Below are 17,299 nucleotides of genomic sequence, written 5' to 3'. Positions count from 1 at the left end.
GCCTGTCTCAGCAATGATTATGACAAAAATAATCACTGATGAGCCAGGTTCTGACGTGAAAGCGTGCAAAAAGGGCATCAAATGATGCCCTTTTATTGCGCATTGCGTCAAATGTTATCAGCAATTAGCCGAGAACTTTAGCAACCACGCCCGCGCCAACGGTACGGCCACCTTCACGGATTGCGAAACGCAGACCGTCGTCCATCGCGATTGGGTGGATCAGCGTCACAACCATCTTGATGTTGTCGCCTGGCATTACCATCTCAACGCCTTCTGGCAGTTCGATGGTACCGGTCACGTCAGTAGTACGGAAGTAGAACTGTGGACGGTAGCCTTTGAAGAACGGAGTATGACGGCCGCCTTCGTCTTTGGACAGGATGTACACTTCAGATTCGAACTTGGTGTGTGGCTTGATTGAGCCTGGCTTAGCCAGAACCTGACCACGTTCGATTTCTTCACGTTTGATACCACGCAGCAGAACACCAACGTTCTCACCAGCACGGCCTTCGTCCAGCAGTTTGCGGAACATTTCAACGCCAGTACAGGTAGACTTCGCAGTCTCTTTGATACCAACGATTTCAACTTCTTCACCAACTTTGATGATACCGCGCTCTACACGACCGGTAACAACGGTACCACGACCGGAGATGGAGAATACGTCTTCGATTGGCAGCAGGAATGGCTTGTCAATCGCACGCTCTGGCTCTGGGATGTAAGAATCCAGGAAACCAGCCAGTTCGATGATTTTCGCTTCCCACTCTGCGTCGCCTTCCAGCGCTTTCAGAGCAGAACCACGAACGATTGGGGTATCGTCGCCTGGGAAATCGTACTGAGACAGCAGTTCACGAACTTCCATCTCTACCAGTTCCAGCAGCTCTTCGTCATCAACCATGTCGCACTTGTTCAGGAACACGATGATGTAAGGAACGCCTACCTGACGACCCAGCAGGATGTGCTCACGAGTCTGAGGCATTGGGCCGTCAGTCGCAGCAACAACCAGGATCGCGCCGTCCATCTGCGCAGCACCGGTGATCATGTTTTTAACATAGTCGGCGTGGCCTGGGCAGTCTACGTGTGCGTAGTGGCGAGTCGGGGTGTCGTACTCAACGTGAGAGGTGTTGATGGTGATACCACGAGCTTTTTCTTCTGGTGCGTTATCGATCTGGTCGAATGCACGAGCAGAACCACCGTAGGTTTTTGCCAGAACGGTAGTGATTGCAGCGGTCAGCGTTGTTTTACCATGGTCAACGTGGCCGATAGTACCGACGTTAACGTGCGGTTTTGTACGTTCAAACTTTTCTTTAGACATCGATTGTCCCTCTAAGACACGGATAAATCGGTGATATCACCACATCAACCAGGCGAAATGCCTGAATTGTTGAATACAGTAAAATTGAAACAGAGAGAAACGGGAAGGAGAAGTGAAGTGGTGCTGATACCCAGAGTCGAACTGGGGACCTCACCCTTACCAAGGGTGCGCTCTACCAACTGAGCCATATCAGCACGTATTGGAGCGGGCAGCGGGAATCGAACCCGCATCATCAGCTTGGAAGGCTGAGGTAATAGCCATTATACGATGCCCGCATCCTGAAACTCGGCTACCCAGTTCTTTCTGTAACAAAAAAAGAGATTTCTCTCTTTTTCAGTTTGAGCTGGCTAATTTTTCCAACCAGCTCCGGCGGCATTTACGCTGCCAGAAAGTGGTGGTGGGGGAAGGATTCGAACCTTCGAAGTCTGTGACGGCAGATTTACAGTCTGCTCCCTTTGGCCGCTCGGGAACCCCACCGGACTTGATGGTGCCGACTACCGGAATCGAACTGGTGACCTACTGATTACAAGTCAGTTGCTCTACCTACTGAGCTAAGTCGGCATCAAGTAGCGCGCATTCTATGGATACCTGCGCGGTCATGCAACTAAAAATTTGCATAAAACGTTCTTTCGCTCACATTTTATGCGAACGAAGCGCTAAGCGCTGTAAAAGTAGTCATTGCGGGTCAAATAATCAACATGCACGCGTGATTTACACTATATACACCATAGCGTGACGGCTTCCGCGTAACGCAGCGCTATCCATCTTTTTTCTTATTATTCCTGCCATCTGGTGTTAACCTCCTGCCCATTGTCCAAAATTAACTGTGTGATGAGCCACGATCCGGCAGTGTAGCGCTGGCTCACTGAAGCATGCTTATGAGCAAAAAAGAGCAAACGTTAATGACGCCTTATCTTCACTTTAACCGCAGCCAGTGGGCTGCCCTGCGTGATTCCGTCCCTATGACGCTGACGGAAGGTGAAATCGCACGGTTAAAAGGGATAAACGAAGATCTGTCCCTTGAAGAGGTGGCAGAAATTTATCTCCCCCTCTCTCGCTTGCTTAACTTCTATATCAGCTCGAACCTGCGTCGTCAGGCGGTGCTGGAGCAGTTTCTCGGGACGAACGGTCAACGCATTCCTTATATCATTAGTATCGCAGGCAGCGTGGCCGTGGGTAAAAGTACCACCGCACGCGTTCTGCAGGCGCTGTTGAGCCGCTGGCCGGAACACCGCAGCGTGGAGCTGATCACGACCGACGGCTTCCTGCATCCAAACGAAGTCTTAAAAGAACGCGGGCTGATGAAGAAGAAAGGCTTCCCGCTCTCTTATGATATGCACCGTCTGGTGAAATTTGTCTCCGACCTGAAATCCGGCGTGCCTCACGTGACAGCGCCGGTCTATTCGCACCTGATCTACGATCGCATCCCGGGTGGGGATAAAACGGTGGTCCAGCCGGATATTCTCATTCTGGAAGGTCTGAACGTGCTGCAAAGCGGCATGGACTATCCTCACGACCCGCATCACGTCTTTGTCTCGGATTTCGTCGATTTCTCTATTTATGTCGATGCGCCGGAAGACCTGCTGCAGAACTGGTACATCAACCGCTTCCTGAAGTTCCGCGAAGGGGCCTTCACCGATCCGGACTCCTATTTCCACCACTATGCTCAGCTGTCTGAAGAAGAAGCGATCAATGTGGCGACGGGGCTGTGGAATGAGATCAACTACGTGAATCTCAAAGAGAACATCCTGCCGACGCGCGAGCGTGCGAGCCTGATCCTCACCAAGAGCGAGAAGCACGCCGTCGACCAGATTCGCCTGCGGAAATAATAAAGCAGACATAAAAAAACCGGCTTAACGCCGGTTTTTTTCGTTATACGTGTGGCTTCTCGCCGTTTTCATCCTGATCGACCGCGAAGCAGGCCACCAACTGGCCGCCATAATCCTTCAGCTGCGGCTGTAGCTGGGTGCAGGGGCCAAAGCGGCGGCTGCAGCGGGCGTTGAATGCACATCCCGGAGGCGGATTCAGCGGGCTTGGCAGCTCTCCCGTCAGCTTAATACGCTCACGACGATCGTCCGGGTTCAGACGCGGCGTCGCGGACAGCAGCGCCTGGGTGTACGGGTGGCGAGGGTTATTAAAGATCTGGTCTTTGGTCCCCTTCTCCACGCAGCGCCCCAGATACATCACCATCACTTCATCGGCAATATGCTCTACCACCGACAGGTCGTGGGAGATGAACACGTAAGAGAGTCCCAGCTCCTGCTGCAGATCCATCATCAGGTTCAGCACCTGCGCACGCACGGAGACGTCGAGCGCCGATACCGGCTCGTCGGCAATCACCACGTCCGGGTCAAGCATCAGACCGCGTGCGATGGCGATACGCTGACGCTGGCCACCGGAGAACATATGCGGATAGCGGTCGTAATGCTCGGTTTTGAGGCCGACCTTCGCCATCATCGCCAGCGCTTTTTCACGGCGCTGCTCTTTGCTCAGATTGCTGTTAATCAGCAGCGGTTCCTCCAGAATCTGCCCCACTTTTTTACGCGGGTTCAAAGAACCATACGGGTTCTGGAACACAATCTGGATTTTCTGGCGACGCAGCTTCTGCGCCTGCGGATCGTGCTTGAGCAGATCCTGGCCCTGATAATAGAGCTCACCGCCGGTCGGCACTTCAATCATCGTCAGCAGACGGCCCAGCGTCGATTTCCCGCAGCCTGACTCTCCCACCACCGCCAGCGTTTTACCGCGTTCGAGGTTAAAGGAGACGCCGTCCAGCGCTTTCACCAGGCGTTCAGGGGCAAACAGTCCCTTCTTCACCGGGTAATATTTTTTCAGGTCGATGGCCTGCAACAGCGGCTGTTGCGTGGTGGCCTGTTGCGTACTCATAGTGTTGGCCTCCCGGCATCATCGAGTGGGTAGTGGCATTTCGACTGACGACCGTCAGCCAGCTGGTTCAGCTCTGGCTCTTCCGCCCGGCATTTGTCCGTCGCATACGGACAGCGCGGATTGAGCAGACAGCCCTGCGGACGGTCATATTTACCCGGCACCACACCCGGCAGCGATGCCAGACGCGCTTTATCCTGAGCAAACTCCGGCAGCGCGCGTAAAAGCGCCTGGGTATACGGGTGACGCGGCGCGCGGAAGATATCGTGCGAATTTCCGGTCTCGACCACCTGGCCGGCATACATCACGATGATTTTGTGCGCGGCTTCGGCCACCAGCGCCAGATCGTGCGTAATCAGCACCAGCGCCATATTCTCTTTCTGCTGCAGCTCCAGCAGCAGCTCGATGATTTGTGCCTGAATGGTCACATCCAGCGCCGTCGTCGGTTCATCCGCAATCAGCAGCTTTGGCCGACAGGCAATCGCCATGGCGATCATCACGCGCTGGCTCATCCCGCCGGAAAGCTGGTGCGGGTAAACGTCCAGACGCGAAGCCGGGTCAGGAATACCCACCTGGTTCAGCAGATCGATCGCCCGCTGACGACGGGTTTTCTTATTCCCGCCCTGGTGCACCTTAATCGCTTCCATAATCTGGAAACCGACGGTGTAGCACGGGTTCAGGCTGGTCATCGGATCCTGGAAAATCATCGCCACTTCCGCGCCCACCAGCTGGCGGCGCTGTTTTTCAGAAATGCGCTTCAGGTCCTGACCGTTGAACTGCAGGTTTTCCGCCATCACGCGGCCCGGGTAATCAATCAGCCCCATGATCGCCAGCGAGCTGACGGACTTACCGGAACCGGACTCTCCAACGATACCCACCACTTCGCCCTGATTGACGCTGTAGCTGATGCGGTCCACGGCGCGAAACGGGGTGCCTTCATCGCCGAAGTGCACCGATAATTTATCTACATTTAATAACGCCATCTCGTGCCTCTTACTGCTTCAGTTTGGGATCAAGCGCATCACGCAGGCCATCACCCATCAGGTTAAATGCCAGCACCGTCAGCAGGATTGCCAGACCCGGGAAGGTGACAACCCACCAGGCGCTTTGTGCGAACTGCAACACGTCGGAGAGCATGGTGCCCCACTCCGGTGTTGGCGGCTGCGCACCCATGCCCAGGAAGCCAAGAGCGGCCATATCAAGAATGGCGTTAGAGAAACCGAGCGACGCCTGAACGATCAGCGGCGCAAGGCAGTTCGGGAAGATATTGACAAACATCTGGCGCATCGCACCGGCCCCCGCTACGCGAGACGCCGTGACGTAGTCGCGGTTCACTTCCACCAGCACCGCCGCGCGGGTTAAACGCACGTAGTGAGGAAGCGCCACGAACGTCAGCGCCAGGGCGGCGTTACCGATCGACGGCCCGAAGATCGCCACCAGCACCAGCGCCAGCAACAGGCTTGGCAGCGCCAGCATGATGTCGACGATACGCATGATGATGTTATCAACAATGCCGCCGAAGTAACCGGCAACCAGACCCAGTACGATCCCCATAATCAGGGATAACACCACCACCAGACAGCCGACCAGCAGCGACAGGCGCGCACCGTACATCAGACGCGACAGCACATCGCGGCCCACATCATCGGTCCCCAGCAGGTGCGCCAGGCTACCGCCGTCCTGCCAGGCAGGCGGGGCGAGCAGCGCATCGCGGAACTGATCCGCCGGGTTATACGGCGCCAGCACGTTTGCGAACACCGCAATCAGGATCATGATAGCGACATACACCAGCCCCACCACCGCGCCTTTGTTGCGCTTGAAGTAGTGCCAGAACTCCTGCATCGGCGTCATCGGAACCGGTGCAGCAACAACTTTGTTTTCAGAAACCTGTGACATGATGGCCCCTTACTTCTTATGACGAATACGCGGGTTCACCACGCCGTAGAGCAAATCGACCAGCAGGTTGACGAGGATAATCATCGTCGCGACCAGCAGAACACCGCCCTGCACAACCGGATAGTCACGGCGCTGCAGCGCGTCAATCAGCCAGCGACCCAGGCCCGGCCAGGAGAAGATGGTTTCGGTCAGGATCGCCCCCGCAAGCAACGTCCCCACCTGGAGACCGATAACGGTCACTACCGGCAGCATGGCGTTACGCAGCGCATGGACGATAATGACGCGCATACGCGTCAGGCCTTTGGCGCGGGCGGTGCGGATGTAATCCTCACCCAGCACTTCCAGCATTGATGAACGGGTCATACGGACGATCACCGCCAGAGGAATGGTACCCAGAACCATGGCAGGCAGGATCATGTGCGCGACGGCATCCATGAAGTTGCCCTCTTCACCCCAGATAGCCGTATCAATCAGCATAAAGCCGGTGAGCGGGTTGGAGTCGTCCAGGAAGACCATATCGCTGACGCGCCCGGAAACTGGTGTCAGGTTTAGCTGCACCGAGACCAGCATGATCAGCATCATGCCCCACCAGAAGATAGGCATGGAGTAGCCGGTCAGCGCCAGGCCCACGGCGGTATGGTCAAAAATAGAGCCACGCTTGACGGCAGCCAGTACCCCGACAGGGATACCCACCGCGGTGGCGAAAATCATGGCGCAGACGCCAAGCTCCAGTGTCGCTTTAAAACGCGGCACGAACTCGTCCCACACCGGAAGACGGCTTTTCAGTGAAATCCCTAAATCACCGTGCAGCACGCCCCAGATATAGTGGAGATACTGCTGCCACATCGGCTTATCAAGACCGAGTTCAGCCAGCAGCTGTGCATGGCGCTCAGGGGAAATACCACGCTCGCCCGCCATAATCATTACCGGGTCGCCGGGGATCATATGGACGAAGGCAAAAGTGAGAAGGGTGATACCGATAAACGTGGGGATAACAAGTCCCAGACGTCGGAGGATGAACTGCAACATAACCCGGATTCTCTCTGATGACGCACGACCAGTGGCGTGACGTCTGTATTGCTCACAAATCTTATCCCCTCTCCTTTCAGAGAGAGAATTAAGCACTGCTGCCGGGTGGCGCTACGCTTACCCGACCTACAGACCGTAGGCCAGTGCAAGCGCAGCGCCGCCTGGCGTTGCTTTTAATTATTCAACCGATACGTTTTCGAAGTGGTGTTTGCCCAGTGGATCAACCACGTAGCCTTTCACTTCTTTACGCACTGGCTCGTACACGGTGGAGTGAGCAACAATCAGCGCCGGAGCCTGATCGTGCATAACAACCTGTGCCTGCTTGTACAGTTCAATACGTTTGTTGTGATCGTCGGTCGCACGCGCCGGCTGGATCAGGTCTTCAAACGGCTTGTAGCACCAGCGAGAGTAGTTAGAACCGTCTTTTGCCGCCGCGCAGCTGAACAGGGTGGCGAAGAAGTTGTCCGGATCCCCGTTATCACCGGTCCAGCCCATCATGACTGCCTGGTGCTCACCCGCTTTGGCGCGCTTCAGGTACTCGCCCCACTCGTAGGTCACAATCTTGGCCTGAACGCCAATCTTAGCCCAGTCAGCCTGAACCATTTCTGCCATACGGCGTGCGTTCGGGTTGTACGGACGCTGTACCGGCATCGCCCACAGCTCGACGGTGAAGCCTTTATCCTGGCCCGCTTCTTTCAGCAGCGCTTTCGCTTTCTCAGGATCGTAGGAGTAGTCTTTAACGTCGTCGTTATAGCCCCACATGGTTGGTGGGATCAGGTTTTTGGCTGCAACGCCAGCGCCCTGGTAAACCGCCTTGATAATCGCTTCTTTGTTCACCGCGTAGGTCAGCGCCTGACGCACTTTCACGTCATCAAACGGTTTCTTCTCGGTGTTGAAGGAGAGATAGCCCACGTTCAGGCCAGCCTGCTCCAGCAGGTTGATGTTCTTGTCCTGCTTCATGCGGGCGATGTCTGCCGGGTTCGGGTATGGCATCACCTGGCATTCGTTTTTCTGCAGTTTTGCATAACGTACGGACGCATCAGGCGTGATGGAGAAGACCAGACGGTCAATCTTCGGCTTGGTGCCCCAGTAGCCTTCGAACGCTTTATACAGAATACGGGAGTCTTTCTGGTACTGCAGCAGTTGGAATGGACCGGTACCGATTGGGTTCAGGTCGACTTTCTCCGGCGTACCGGCTTTCAGCATGTTGTCCGCGTACTCTTTGGACAGAATAGAGGCGAAGTCCATGGCCAGGTCTGCCAGGAACGGCGCTTCAGGACGCGTCAGCACGAACTGAACGGTATTATCGTCCACTTTTTTCACTTCAGAGATCAGATCCGGCAGGCCCATCCCTTCGAAGTATTCATAGCTGCCGCCAGAGACTTTGTGGTACGGGTTCTGGGTGTTTTTCTGACGGTCGAAGGAGAACACAACGTCGTCGGCATTAAAGTCGCGCGTTGGTTTGAAATCTTTGCTGTCCTGCCACTTCACGCCCTGGCGCAGGTGGAAGGTATAGGTTTTACCGTCTTCGCTGACGTCCCACTTCTCAGCCAGACCCGGAATCACTTCCGTGGTACCGGTTTTGAATTCAACCAGACGGTTATAGATCGGTACAGAGCTTGCGTCGTACGTCGTACCAGAGGTAAAGAGCTGTGGGTTAAAGCCTTCCGGCGAGCCTTCAGAACAGTAAACCAGGGTTTTTGCCTGTACGCTTGCTGCCACGGTCATAGCCACCAGGCTCAGACCAAGCTTCAGCATCCCTGACTTCTTCAAGGAAATACTCATTATTCTGCTCCAATGTGATGTTTTGCTTTGTTGTGTTACGCCGCCAGACCTTTATTTATTTTTTACCCGGTCCGGTCGGAGGTGCCCGAAGGCGTTAAAGGGATGGAGAATCCTTTCAGAAGAGCGTTTGAGTTGCAGCGCAGATCGTCCCTGAAATGCCCCTCATGCCCTACAATCTGTCAACAGAATGTGAAAACGTCAATACAGGTGACGGGGATTTACGCTGAGTGTGAGAAACCGCAAACAAAGATTAAAAAAACCATGAGCGCCAGTTTTCAGCAGGGAAATTTATGCTACTCGCCATGTTGCAGCACAACTCTCTCCCTATTTCGCCACAATCAGTGATTAACTTTTATTCAGAATGGGTAAATTTTCTTGCAGAATGGTGATTATCTGAGCACTAAATACCGCGAACGTTAAAACGCACAGCGAAAAATGCTGAGGTTATCCATAAGCAACGCGAAAAAAGATCAATCTATATATAAAAAAATACAATGGATTATGTCACAAAATCGTTAACAGACAGGGAGAAGCCGGTCTAACAGGCGTTTTGGATACTCTGGTGGGGTAAGGTCATAATGCAAAAAGGGCTAACCTTGCGGTTAGCCCTTTTCAGAATGTGGTCGGCGAGAGAGGATTCGAACCTCCGACCCACTGGTCCCAAACCAGTTGCGCTACCAAGCTGCGCTACTCGCCGAATGCGGAGCGCATCTTACTGCTGAGGTGCGCGCCCGTCAATCCCTTATTTTCAAAAAGCCATTCAACTGGCGATATTCTCGCCAGAGCAGCTACTGCGCGGCTTTTGCGCTGTTATCGGGGAGTTTACACCAGTTGTTGTTTTCGTTAATTCCACCATCCGGTGAGGTATAGCCGAGACAACCCATGATGGTGTCATACAGCTCAACGTGACGACGCGGCACCTTCATCTCCGCCTCTTTCTTCAGCTGAGCAAACATCTTCGCTTTCTCCGGGTCTTCCAGATACTTGTCGGACATCCACACCATCATTGGCACGCGGAACTGCTCCGGCGGCGCCATCTTGCGTGGCGTACCGTGGAGATGCTCGTATTCATTGATGGATTCACCGTGGTCCGCCGCATAGAAGACGATCGCTTTCTTATCACGAACCTGGTCAATCACGGTATCAATAAAGTGATCCACATACATCACGGAGTTGTCGTAGGAGTTAATCAGCTGAGCCTTGGTGCAGTCTTTATCCACCCCGACACATTCCGGCGTCCATTTGGCAAAGCTACGCGGATAGCGTTGGGTGTAATTAAAGTGCGACCCTTTGGTATGCAGGATGATCATGTGCTTGCCATCAGGCTTACCGTTGAGAGAGAGTTTCATCTCATCTATCAGCAGCATGTCATCGACAGGTTTTCCGCGGTTGCGCGCCTCTGCGCCAATCTGCTCGCGGTAGGAGATGTTTTGCGCCATGGTGTTGCTGTAGAACCACATCTCACTCTGCATCGCATAGAGGTCGGAGGTAAACCCAAGCTGATGCAGCACCGAGAAGACGTTTTGCTCTTTTAGCGTACGCTGCGGGTTATCGCTCGCCCCGCCCTCGCGTACAAACATGCAGCGCAGGGAGAGCTTGGTGGCGGTATCACAGGAATAGCCACGATAGGCAATCAGGTTCTTTTCCTGCGCCAGTTTAGGTGTGGTATCACGGTTATAGCCGAGAATACCCATATGATCCCAGCGCGTGGTCTCTCCGATAATAAAGACAACGTAGGTATCGTCGATATCCTTTGGCGCAACATAGGTAAATTTCTTCGCCGGGTTTATCAGCGACTTATTATCCGAGGATTCATCCACCTGCGCCCACGCATACAGCCCCAGCGCGGAGATCCAGTTAGACGGCAAATACGAGTTGGCGACCACACCGCCATAGCTTGGCAGATCCACGCCGGAGGTACGTTCATCATTCTTCTGCTTCACTTCCAGCAGGCGAATCGGCCCCCAGACCATCAGGCCCGCCAGCAACACCACGGCGACGCTTCTGAATCGCTTTCCGGGCGTGCGGATCTGGTGAACCAGCGTGTAGCGGCAGCGGTTGCTCCAGATGAGCAGCAGCGGCAAGGCGCTGACGGCCACCAGCCAGAGAATAAAGTGGAGCCCAACAACCTCTTTAGAGAGGTCGATATCCGTGGTCATCACCGAGGCAATAATGCCGTAGCCAATCACCACGTTCATAAAGGTCATGTAATAGCTGGCACCCGCCGAGCACAGCACGATAAACGTTGCCAGCACTCGCCACACGCGACGGCCAAACAGAGTAAGAATACGGAATAAAAAGAAGGTGACCAGTACCGCAGCGACCAATTCGACAACCGCTGCAATTCCTTTCCAGACGGTAAAATCATGCGCATAACCGTCAAACCGACGAAAAAAAACTGCGCCATTCATAAACAGGCCGATGTACAACGCCAGCAAAAAGCAGAGCTTTTGTTGCGCCATCGATTTAATGTATTTCATGCAAGCTACCCGGAACAAGGGACAGTACCACCGCCCACGCTGATTATTACGTGGGCAGATTACATATACGCACAGGGGATCGTTCAGTGAAACGACGACAGGCGTGGTAAGTAGACCACAGAGGAAGGGAAAAGTGGCAGCAGAGTGTGTGATCGGTACAGTTATTTACAAAAAACACTTCAGGAATTTGACAACGCCAGCAAAGCCTCGGTTTTCACATAAGAAACAGGCCGGATAACCGGCCTTATTTAACGTCTCAGGCATGCACCTCTTTGAAGACTTCACGCTGCGGCTGACGAATCGTCGTGGACAGTGCCAGCGAGATAATCAGCAAGGCAAAGATCACGCAGAAGGTCACGTAGAACCCGCCGAATAGGGAGGCAATCAGCGAGCCGCAGATACTGCCAATCCCGAAGCCCAGATAGATAACCCCATAGTTTTTCGCCAGATTGTTCAGGCCAAAGAACTCGCTCACCAGTGACGGGAAGACGGTAATGGTGCCGCCGAAGTTAAAGGCCACGCAGGCAATCGCCGCGAAGAAGGTGGCTTCATTCAGCGGAGCAAACAGCAGCGCCGCCATACCGACCAGCGAAACCACCTGCCCAATCGTAATCACGCGGATGCGGGCAATTTTGTCAGACAGAATACCGAGGACCAGACGACCTGAGAGGTTAGCAATGGAAATCACGGTCACCGCGTTGGCCGCCGTGGCTGCATCCAGTTTCACCATCCCCTGCGCGATATCTTTCGCCACGCCGATGACATACAGACCGCTCATGCAGGCCGTCAGGAACATCACCGCCAGCATCCAGTACTGTGGCTTACGCATGGACTGCGAGAGGGTGAAGTCGTTCTCCACCACGCCGTTTACAGATTTCACTTCCTGCTGCGGCGCATCTTTCATCAGCGTGGCGCCGAACAGAATCATCACCAGCACGATAGCGCCCCAGATCATGAAGGTTTTTTCGAGACCGACGGACGCCAGCAGATGGGCGTCGATAAATTTGAACCCGAGGCTGCCCAAACCGTAAGAACCAATGGCAAACGCCGAGATTAAGCCTTTACGTTCCGGGAACCACTTCACGCAGTTTGACAGCGTCAGCAGATACCCCGCACCGTCCGCCAGCCCCACCAGCACGCCAGCGCTTAGCCACAACATCATCAGGTTGCTTGAATGCGCGGTCAGGAAAAAGCCCAGACCCAGCAGGATACCGGACGCCATGGTCACGCGCTTCACGCCAAAACGCTCCTGCAGCTTGCCCGCGACGGAAGATGAAATCGCCAGACCCAGGCTCAGCAAACCAAAGGAGAACGCGACCTGACTGACCGGCGCGCCGAGTTTGTCGGAAAGCGCGCTGTTAAACAGGCTCCAGGTATAGACCGACCCCAGCGCAAACTGAGTGACGATGGTACCAAAGAGCGTGAGCCAGCGCGTGCGGTTATAGGTTGATGTGTTCATGGCAGTTGTCCTGCAAGAGAAATTAAGGAAGTTCGCTGAGGACAACGATAAACAAAACCTTAATATGCCTGGGGTAAAACGGCATGAAATGCAGGCGGAACGGAATGAAATGCCTGGAATCGGGAATGAATGACCTGGCACGGGAATAAAGCGATAGCGTGTTAGTACCTGCTATCGCTGTAAACCCTGTGGTTGTTGTATTTGAGATGTTATCGTAACGTTTAAAAAAGTAACAACTCTAGAAATTCGCGCTGACGCCGAGGGTGTATAAAAACTCCTCACCGGTAGTGGTATGCTCCCCCTGAGCCAGCGACGCATAGGCCGCCATGTGCGTATTAAAGGGAATATCCGTTCCTACGGTGACATCCATCCAGCTACCGTTTTGAGCAGGGGCGGGCGTTTGTGGCATACCAAACTGCGATTTCCACTGGTTTTCACCAAACTGCTGGTTATAGCTGATCTGCGCCCAGGGCCGGAGATCGCCGTACTGGGTATTCACGCGCCACCCCAGCGTGCTGATGCTGGCATGCCAGAGCGGGTCCGTGACTGACTGTGTCGACGCGCTATCCCCAAACTCGTTGATCATCATGGGAGCCGTGCCGTCATAACGCCACGCCACCACCGGGCCAGTGGTGATGCGCGCTGAAACGGGAAAATTCCAGCCCACGCTCATCGCCCCCTCTGCCGTACTGCCAGACGGTATATTCAGGGCAAGACCCGGGGCGTTTTGCGAAGACTGAATACGCTCAGCGAGAATATCCTCATAGCGCGGTTGGTGATCCGCGTCCCATGTATAGCGTTCCGCCGTATTATTTTGGGCGTCTGAAACGATATATTCCTGTTGCCAGGCAGACGCTGTATTACAAAAAAACAGGCAGGCTGAAATTCCCACCAGGCCAGACACAGCATGGCGACCACTGATTTTTTTTATCATCATCAACGCGACCCCAGAGAGAGCCGAATTCGGCGATATTTGTCGTTATTCAGGAAGAGCTTATAGCCCTGTATTAACTATTGTCTTTATAGTAAACACGTCAAGCCAGTCAGAACGAAATTTTTGCGAAATCAGTATCAATAAGGGAGATGACGGATGGAACGTTGCGGTTGGGTAAGCCAGGATCAGCTTTATATCGACTATCACGATCGGGAATGGGGCGTGCCGGAAACGGATGGCAAAAAGCTCTTTGAGATGATCTGCCTTGAGGGCCAGCAGGCGGGGTTGTCATGGATTACGGTACTGAAGAAACGCGAAAATTACCGCAACGCCTTCCATCAGTTCGATCCCGTCGCCGTCGCCGCGATGACCGATGAGGACGTGGAACGACTGGTGCAGGATGCCGGCATCATCCGCCATCGCGGTAAGATCCAGGCCATCATCGGTAACGCACGCGCTTATCTGGCGATGGAGCAAAACGGCGAATCATTTTCAGATTTTGTCTGGACGTTTGTGAACAACACTCCGCAAGTCACGCAGGCCGCCACGCTCGCGGACATCCCGGCCTCCACCCCAGCCTCGGATGCGCTCTCGAAGGCCCTGAAAAAACGCGGCTTTAAGTTTGTCGGCTCCACCATCTGCTACGCCTTTATGCAGGCCTGTGGCCTGGTCAACGACCACGTTACCGGCTGCTTCTGTCATCCGGGAGGCCATCATGATCCGCAAATGGCAAAGTGAAAATACCGCGCCGCTTCTGAGCCTGTGGCTTGAAAGCACTACAGAAGCGCATCCGTTTATCGCGCCGAATTACTGGAAAGAGAATGAGGCCATGGTGCGGGATGTTTACCTGCCGTCCGCTGAAACCTGGGTCTGGGAACAGGATGGCGAGCCATACGGATTTATCAGCGTGATGCAGTCTCAGTTTGTCGGCGCCCTGTTTGTGGCGCCGTCATGCATCGGGAAAGGTATCGGGCGCGCGCTGCTGAACCATGTTCAACAGCGCTTTCCGCACTTAACCCTGGAGGTGTATCAGAAAAATGTCCGGGCGGTGAACTTCTACCATGCGCAGGGCTTTCGCATTGAAGACAGCGCCTGGCAGGATGACACCCAGCACCCGACCTGGATCATGAGCTGGCAGGCGGATCAAACGCCGTTAAGGTAAGCTCGGGACCCGTATATTTCTCGACCCAGGCCAGCGCCGTGTTTCCTGCGCAGCCATTCCCCAGCTTAGAGCTGGGGAGATCTTTGGTCAGCACGTTAACCGCCCCGTTTTTACAGATACCGCCTTCGGCGAGCTCAAGGTCAGGCCATGCGCCCTGATGAATGCAGATCACGCCCGGCTTAATACCGTCGCTCACCACCGCCCCTGCCAGCACCTGTCCACGCGAATTCCAGACGCGCACCACGTCGCCGTCCGCAATCCCGCGCGCTTTCGCGTCGAGGGTATTCAGCGTGATCGGCTCTCGTCCGGCGACCGCATACTGCTCGCGCAGGGAGGTATAGTTAAGCTGACTGTGCAGACGGTGCGCGGGATGGGCAGACAACACCTGCAGCTGATCCGGCCGGGCGTTGCCGTGCCATTCGTCCGGCTCGAGCCACGTAGGATGCGGCGGGCAGTCAGCATAGCCAAAGCTGGCGATACGCTCGCTGTAGATCACAATCTTTCCGCTCTCGGTTTTCAGCGGATGGTTCTCCGGATCGCGTCGAAAATCAGCGAAACGAACAAACTGCGCGTTCTGTTCGTTCTCCGGCATTTCAATAATCTGGTTCGCCTCCCAGAACTCAGCAAATGGCGGAAGCGTCACGCCCTGCGCCGCGCCGCGCTGCCCGGCAATCTGGTAGAATGTCTCCAACCATTGCAGATCGCTTTTCCCTTCAGTAAAACGCGCGCGACCGCCCGCTTCCCACAGTTCGCTCAGTTCAGCAAACACGTCAAAATCATCACGCGCTTCATCACGCGGGGCCACCACGCGCTTCATCGGGACCATATGCTGATTGCTGTAGTCGCCGGTCATGGTGAGATCGTTACGCTCAAACGAGGTGGTCGCCGGGAGGACGATATCGGCGTGTTTCGCCGAGGCGGTCCAGAAGCACTCTGAAATCACCACCAGCTCCGGCTTCTGCCAGGCGCGGATCAGGCGATTGGTATCCTGATGGTGCGTGAAGTTTGACCCACCCGCCCACCAGACAAATTTAATATCCGGGAAGTGGCGGTCCAGACCATTGTGCTGATAGAACCCGCCCGGATTTTCCAGGGCTTCAACAATACGCGCCACCGGGATTTTATCCACCGCATCCACGCCGCCCTGCACCGAGCCCTGCAAAGACGCCAGCACCGCCGCTTTACGCGTGGGGTTACCGCCATTGGCAAAATGATAGGAGAGACCAAAACCGCCGCCCGGCGTACCGATCTGCCCAAGCATCGCGGCAAGGGTCACCAGCATCCAGTGTTTCTGCTCGCCAAACTGCTGGCGCTGCATCCCCCAGCCAGACATTAACATCGTGGCATTTTTATGGAATAACGCCGCCAGTTCGCGGAGTTTATCCGCAGGAACACCGCAAATCTCTGCTGCCCACTCTGCCGTTTTCGCCACGCCATCGGACTGGCCCGTCAGGTAGTCGGCGAACTTATCGAAGCCGGTGGTACAGCGCGTCAGGAATTCGACATCGTGCCAGCCGTTTTCCACCAGCGTATGGGCGATACCCAGCATCATTGCCACGTCGGTGCCCATATGCGGGGCAACCCACTCGGCGCTGTCGCCGAAGAAATCCAGGGTTTCAGAGCGCATCGGGTCAATGCAGATGATGCGCTTGCCGCTTTTGCGCAGCGCGTCGAAATAGCCAATGCCCTGCTCGTCGCTGGCATTCCAGGCAATTTTCAACGTGTTAAGGGGGTTAGCGCTCCACAGCACCACCACATCGGTATGCGCCAGCACCAGCGGCCAGCTGGTCTGCTGCTGATACACTTCGTTCCCGCCCACGACGTACGGCATGATCGCCTGCGCCGCACCGGTGGAGTAATCCCCCAGATGACCGGTATAGCCTCCCGCCAGGCTCATATAGCGCTGCAGCAGTGTCGACGCCTTATGCAGCACCCCGTTAGAGCGCCAGCCGTAGGACCCGGCGAAAATCGACGACGGACCGTAACTGTCGCGAATGCGCTTGTGCTGGGTGTGGATCAGCGCCAGCGCGTCATCCCAGCTCACGCGAACAAACTCATCCTGCCCGCGAATACCCTGCGGCTTGTCCGGCGAGGCCAGAAAACCTTTACGCACCATCGGCCAGCGCACGCGCGTTTTGCTATGCACCTGATCGCGAACGACGGTCTGTAAAGAGTTGGGATGTTGTGTTGGCAATGCTCCGCGAGACGACAGAACATTTTCGCCATCGGTTTCGACCAGCATCGGCCCCCAGTGGGCGGCGGTCAGAATGGTTTTCGTTGAGGTGCTCAAGCGTGCGCTCCTGGTTGCGTGCAGGTTTACGGCCTTCTTGTTGAGGCCGTTTATGGTTTGTCACAAATTTCA

13 protein-coding genes and 5 tRNA genes are annotated in these 17,299 nt (G+C 55.0%); 3 read left to right on the top strand and 15 right to left on the bottom strand.

The genetic code is table 11. The features are described from left to right. Positions 1 to 124 precede the first annotated feature (124 nt). The 5 genes from tuf to ACMGGQ_RS22155 form a co-directional block, all read right to left on the bottom strand. The gene (gene tuf / locus ACMGGQ_RS22175) at positions 125 to 1,309 is read right to left on the bottom strand and encodes an elongation factor Tu (RefSeq protein ID WP_014830236.1); all 1,185 of its coding nucleotides are present in this window, start codon (positions 1,307 to 1,309) and stop codon (positions 125 to 127) included. Positions 1,310 to 1,427: 118 nt separating this feature from the next. Continuing rightward, positions 1,428 to 1,503: transfer RNA gene (locus ACMGGQ_RS22170), tRNA-Thr, on the bottom strand. 6 nt (positions 1,504 to 1,509) lie between these two features. After that, positions 1,510 to 1,584 (bottom strand) — tRNA-Gly (locus ACMGGQ_RS22165). 117 nt (positions 1,585 to 1,701) lie between these two features. Beyond that, positions 1,702 to 1,786: transfer RNA gene (locus tag ACMGGQ_RS22160), tRNA-Tyr, on the bottom strand. Positions 1,787 to 1,794: 8 nt separating this feature from the next. Further along, positions 1,795 to 1,870 (bottom strand) — tRNA-Thr (locus ACMGGQ_RS22155). 317 nt (positions 1,871 to 2,187) lie between these two features. Here ACMGGQ_RS22155 and coaA point away from each other — a divergent pair. Beyond that, positions 2,188 to 3,138 carry a type I pantothenate kinase gene (coaA, locus tag ACMGGQ_RS22150; RefSeq protein WP_021242480.1) on the top strand — a complete coding sequence of 317 codons (951 nt, stop codon included), beginning with the start codon at positions 2,188 to 2,190 and terminating at the stop codon, positions 3,136 to 3,138. Between the two features lie 43 nt (positions 3,139 to 3,181). Here the strand turns inward: coaA and dppF are convergent, their stop codons facing one another. The 9 genes from dppF to ACMGGQ_RS22105 form a co-directional block, all read right to left on the bottom strand. After that, positions 3,182 to 4,195: a dipeptide ABC transporter ATP-binding subunit DppF gene (dppF, locus tag ACMGGQ_RS22145; protein WP_048028026.1), complete on the bottom strand. Its 1,014-nt coding sequence runs from the start codon at positions 4,193 to 4,195 to the stop codon at positions 3,182 to 3,184. Continuing rightward, positions 4,192 to 5,175, bottom strand: coding sequence for a dipeptide ABC transporter ATP-binding protein (gene dppD, locus ACMGGQ_RS22140; protein ID WP_008502772.1), 984 nt, complete (start codon positions 5,173 to 5,175; stop codon positions 4,192 to 4,194). The genes dppF and dppD overlap by 4 nt, the downstream gene beginning before the upstream one ends. A gap of 10 nt (positions 5,176 to 5,185) precedes the next feature. Further along, positions 5,186 to 6,088: a dipeptide ABC transporter permease DppC gene (dppC, locus tag ACMGGQ_RS22135; RefSeq protein ID WP_008502771.1), complete on the bottom strand. Its 903-nt coding sequence runs from the start codon at positions 6,086 to 6,088 to the stop codon at positions 5,186 to 5,188. Between the two features lie 9 nt (positions 6,089 to 6,097). After that, complete coding sequence (dppB, locus tag ACMGGQ_RS22130) at positions 6,098 to 7,117, bottom strand: dipeptide ABC transporter permease DppB (RefSeq protein WP_008502770.1); 1,020 nt, start codon at positions 7,115 to 7,117, stop codon at positions 6,098 to 6,100. Positions 7,118 to 7,294: 177 nt separating this feature from the next. After that, positions 7,295 to 8,902, bottom strand: a complete 1,608-nt coding sequence (gene dppA, locus ACMGGQ_RS22125) for a dipeptide ABC transporter periplasmic-binding protein DppA (RefSeq protein WP_262802684.1) — start codon at positions 8,900 to 8,902, stop codon at positions 7,295 to 7,297. Positions 8,903 to 9,522: 620 nt separating this feature from the next. Next, positions 9,523 to 9,599: transfer RNA gene (locus ACMGGQ_RS22120), tRNA-Pro, on the bottom strand. A gap of 91 nt (positions 9,600 to 9,690) precedes the next feature. Then, positions 9,691 to 11,382 carry a kdo(2)-lipid A phosphoethanolamine 7''-transferase gene (eptB, locus tag ACMGGQ_RS22115; protein ID WP_045907857.1) on the bottom strand — a complete coding sequence of 564 codons (1,692 nt, stop codon included), beginning with the start codon at positions 11,380 to 11,382 and terminating at the stop codon, positions 9,691 to 9,693. Positions 11,383 to 11,638: 256 nt separating this feature from the next. Next, positions 11,639 to 12,841: an MFS transporter gene (locus ACMGGQ_RS22110; protein WP_420290515.1), complete on the bottom strand. Its 1,203-nt coding sequence runs from the start codon at positions 12,839 to 12,841 to the stop codon at positions 11,639 to 11,641. A 238-nt stretch (positions 12,842 to 13,079) separates the two neighbouring features. After that, positions 13,080 to 13,778, bottom strand: a complete 699-nt coding sequence (locus ACMGGQ_RS22105; protein ID WP_048028038.1) for an autotransporter domain-containing protein — start codon at positions 13,776 to 13,778, stop codon at positions 13,080 to 13,082. Positions 13,779 to 13,931: 153 nt separating this feature from the next. On the opposite strand from ACMGGQ_RS22105, the gene tag reads away from it, so the two are divergent. Both tag and ACMGGQ_RS22095 read left to right on the top strand, forming a co-directional pair. Next, on the top strand, positions 13,932 to 14,513 hold the full coding sequence (tag, locus tag ACMGGQ_RS22100; RefSeq protein ID WP_045907859.1) for a DNA-3-methyladenine glycosylase I: 582 nt from the start codon (positions 13,932 to 13,934) through the stop codon (positions 14,511 to 14,513). After that, on the top strand, positions 14,491 to 14,937 hold the full coding sequence (locus tag ACMGGQ_RS22095) for an N-acetyltransferase (RefSeq protein ID WP_063622838.1): 447 nt from the start codon (positions 14,491 to 14,493) through the stop codon (positions 14,935 to 14,937). The genes tag and ACMGGQ_RS22095 overlap by 23 nt, the downstream gene beginning before the upstream one ends. On the opposite strand, the gene ACMGGQ_RS22090 is transcribed toward ACMGGQ_RS22095, so the two are convergent. Beyond that, positions 14,900 to 17,179 (bottom strand): molybdopterin guanine dinucleotide-containing S/N-oxide reductase, encoded by a 2,280-nt coding sequence (locus ACMGGQ_RS22090; RefSeq protein WP_420290588.1) that lies wholly within the window; start codon positions 17,177 to 17,179, stop codon positions 14,900 to 14,902. The two genes, ACMGGQ_RS22095 and ACMGGQ_RS22090, sit on opposite strands and share 38 nt — an antisense overlap. Positions 17,180 to 17,299 lie beyond the last annotated feature (120 nt).

This window comes from Enterobacter sp. BNK-13, assembly GCF_048685015.1.
In the GTDB taxonomy this organism is placed as follows: Bacteria; Pseudomonadota; Gammaproteobacteria; order Enterobacterales; family Enterobacteriaceae; genus Enterobacter; species Enterobacter quasiroggenkampii.
The sequence above is the reverse complement of the archived record's forward strand: the minus strand, read 5'-3'. Positions and strand labels throughout refer to the sequence as shown.

Bases quoted from the DNA above. Each gene is read 5' to 3' on its own strand.
- coaA (WP_021242480.1), top strand. From the start codon at position 2,188: ATGAGCAAAAAAGAGCAAACGTTAATGACGCCTTATCTTCACTTTAAC.
- dppF (WP_048028026.1), bottom strand. From the start codon at position 4,195: ATGAGTACGCAACAGGCCACCACGCAACAGCCGCTGTTGCAGGCCATC.
- dppB (WP_008502770.1), bottom strand. From the start codon at position 7,117: ATGTTGCAGTTCATCCTCCGACGTCTGGGACTTGTTATCCCCACGTTT.
- ACMGGQ_RS22105 (WP_048028038.1), bottom strand. From the start codon at position 13,778: ATGATGATAAAAAAAATCAGTGGTCGCCATGCTGTGTCTGGCCTGGTG.
- dppC (WP_008502771.1), bottom strand. From the start codon at position 6,088: ATGTCACAGGTTTCTGAAAACAAAGTTGTTGCTGCACCGGTTCCGATG.
- ACMGGQ_RS22090 (WP_420290588.1), bottom strand. From the start codon at position 17,179: ATGCTGGTCGAAACCGATGGCGAAAATGTTCTGTCGTCTCGCGGAGCA.
- ACMGGQ_RS22110 (WP_420290515.1), bottom strand. From the start codon at position 12,841: ATGAACACATCAACCTATAACCGCACGCGCTGGCTCACGCTCTTTGGT.
- tuf (WP_014830236.1), bottom strand. From the start codon at position 1,309: ATGTCTAAAGAAAAGTTTGAACGTACAAAACCGCACGTTAACGTCGGT.
- ACMGGQ_RS22095 (WP_063622838.1), top strand. From the start codon at position 14,491: ATGATCCGCAAATGGCAAAGTGAAAATACCGCGCCGCTTCTGAGCCTG.
- dppA (WP_262802684.1), bottom strand. From the start codon at position 8,902: ATGAGTATTTCCTTGAAGAAGTCAGGGATGCTGAAGCTTGGTCTGAGC.
- tag (WP_045907859.1), top strand. From the start codon at position 13,932: ATGGAACGTTGCGGTTGGGTAAGCCAGGATCAGCTTTATATCGACTAT.
- dppD (WP_008502772.1), bottom strand. From the start codon at position 5,175: ATGGCGTTATTAAATGTAGATAAATTATCGGTGCACTTCGGCGATGAA.
- eptB (WP_045907857.1), bottom strand. From the start codon at position 11,382: ATGAAATACATTAAATCGATGGCGCAACAAAAGCTCTGCTTTTTGCTG.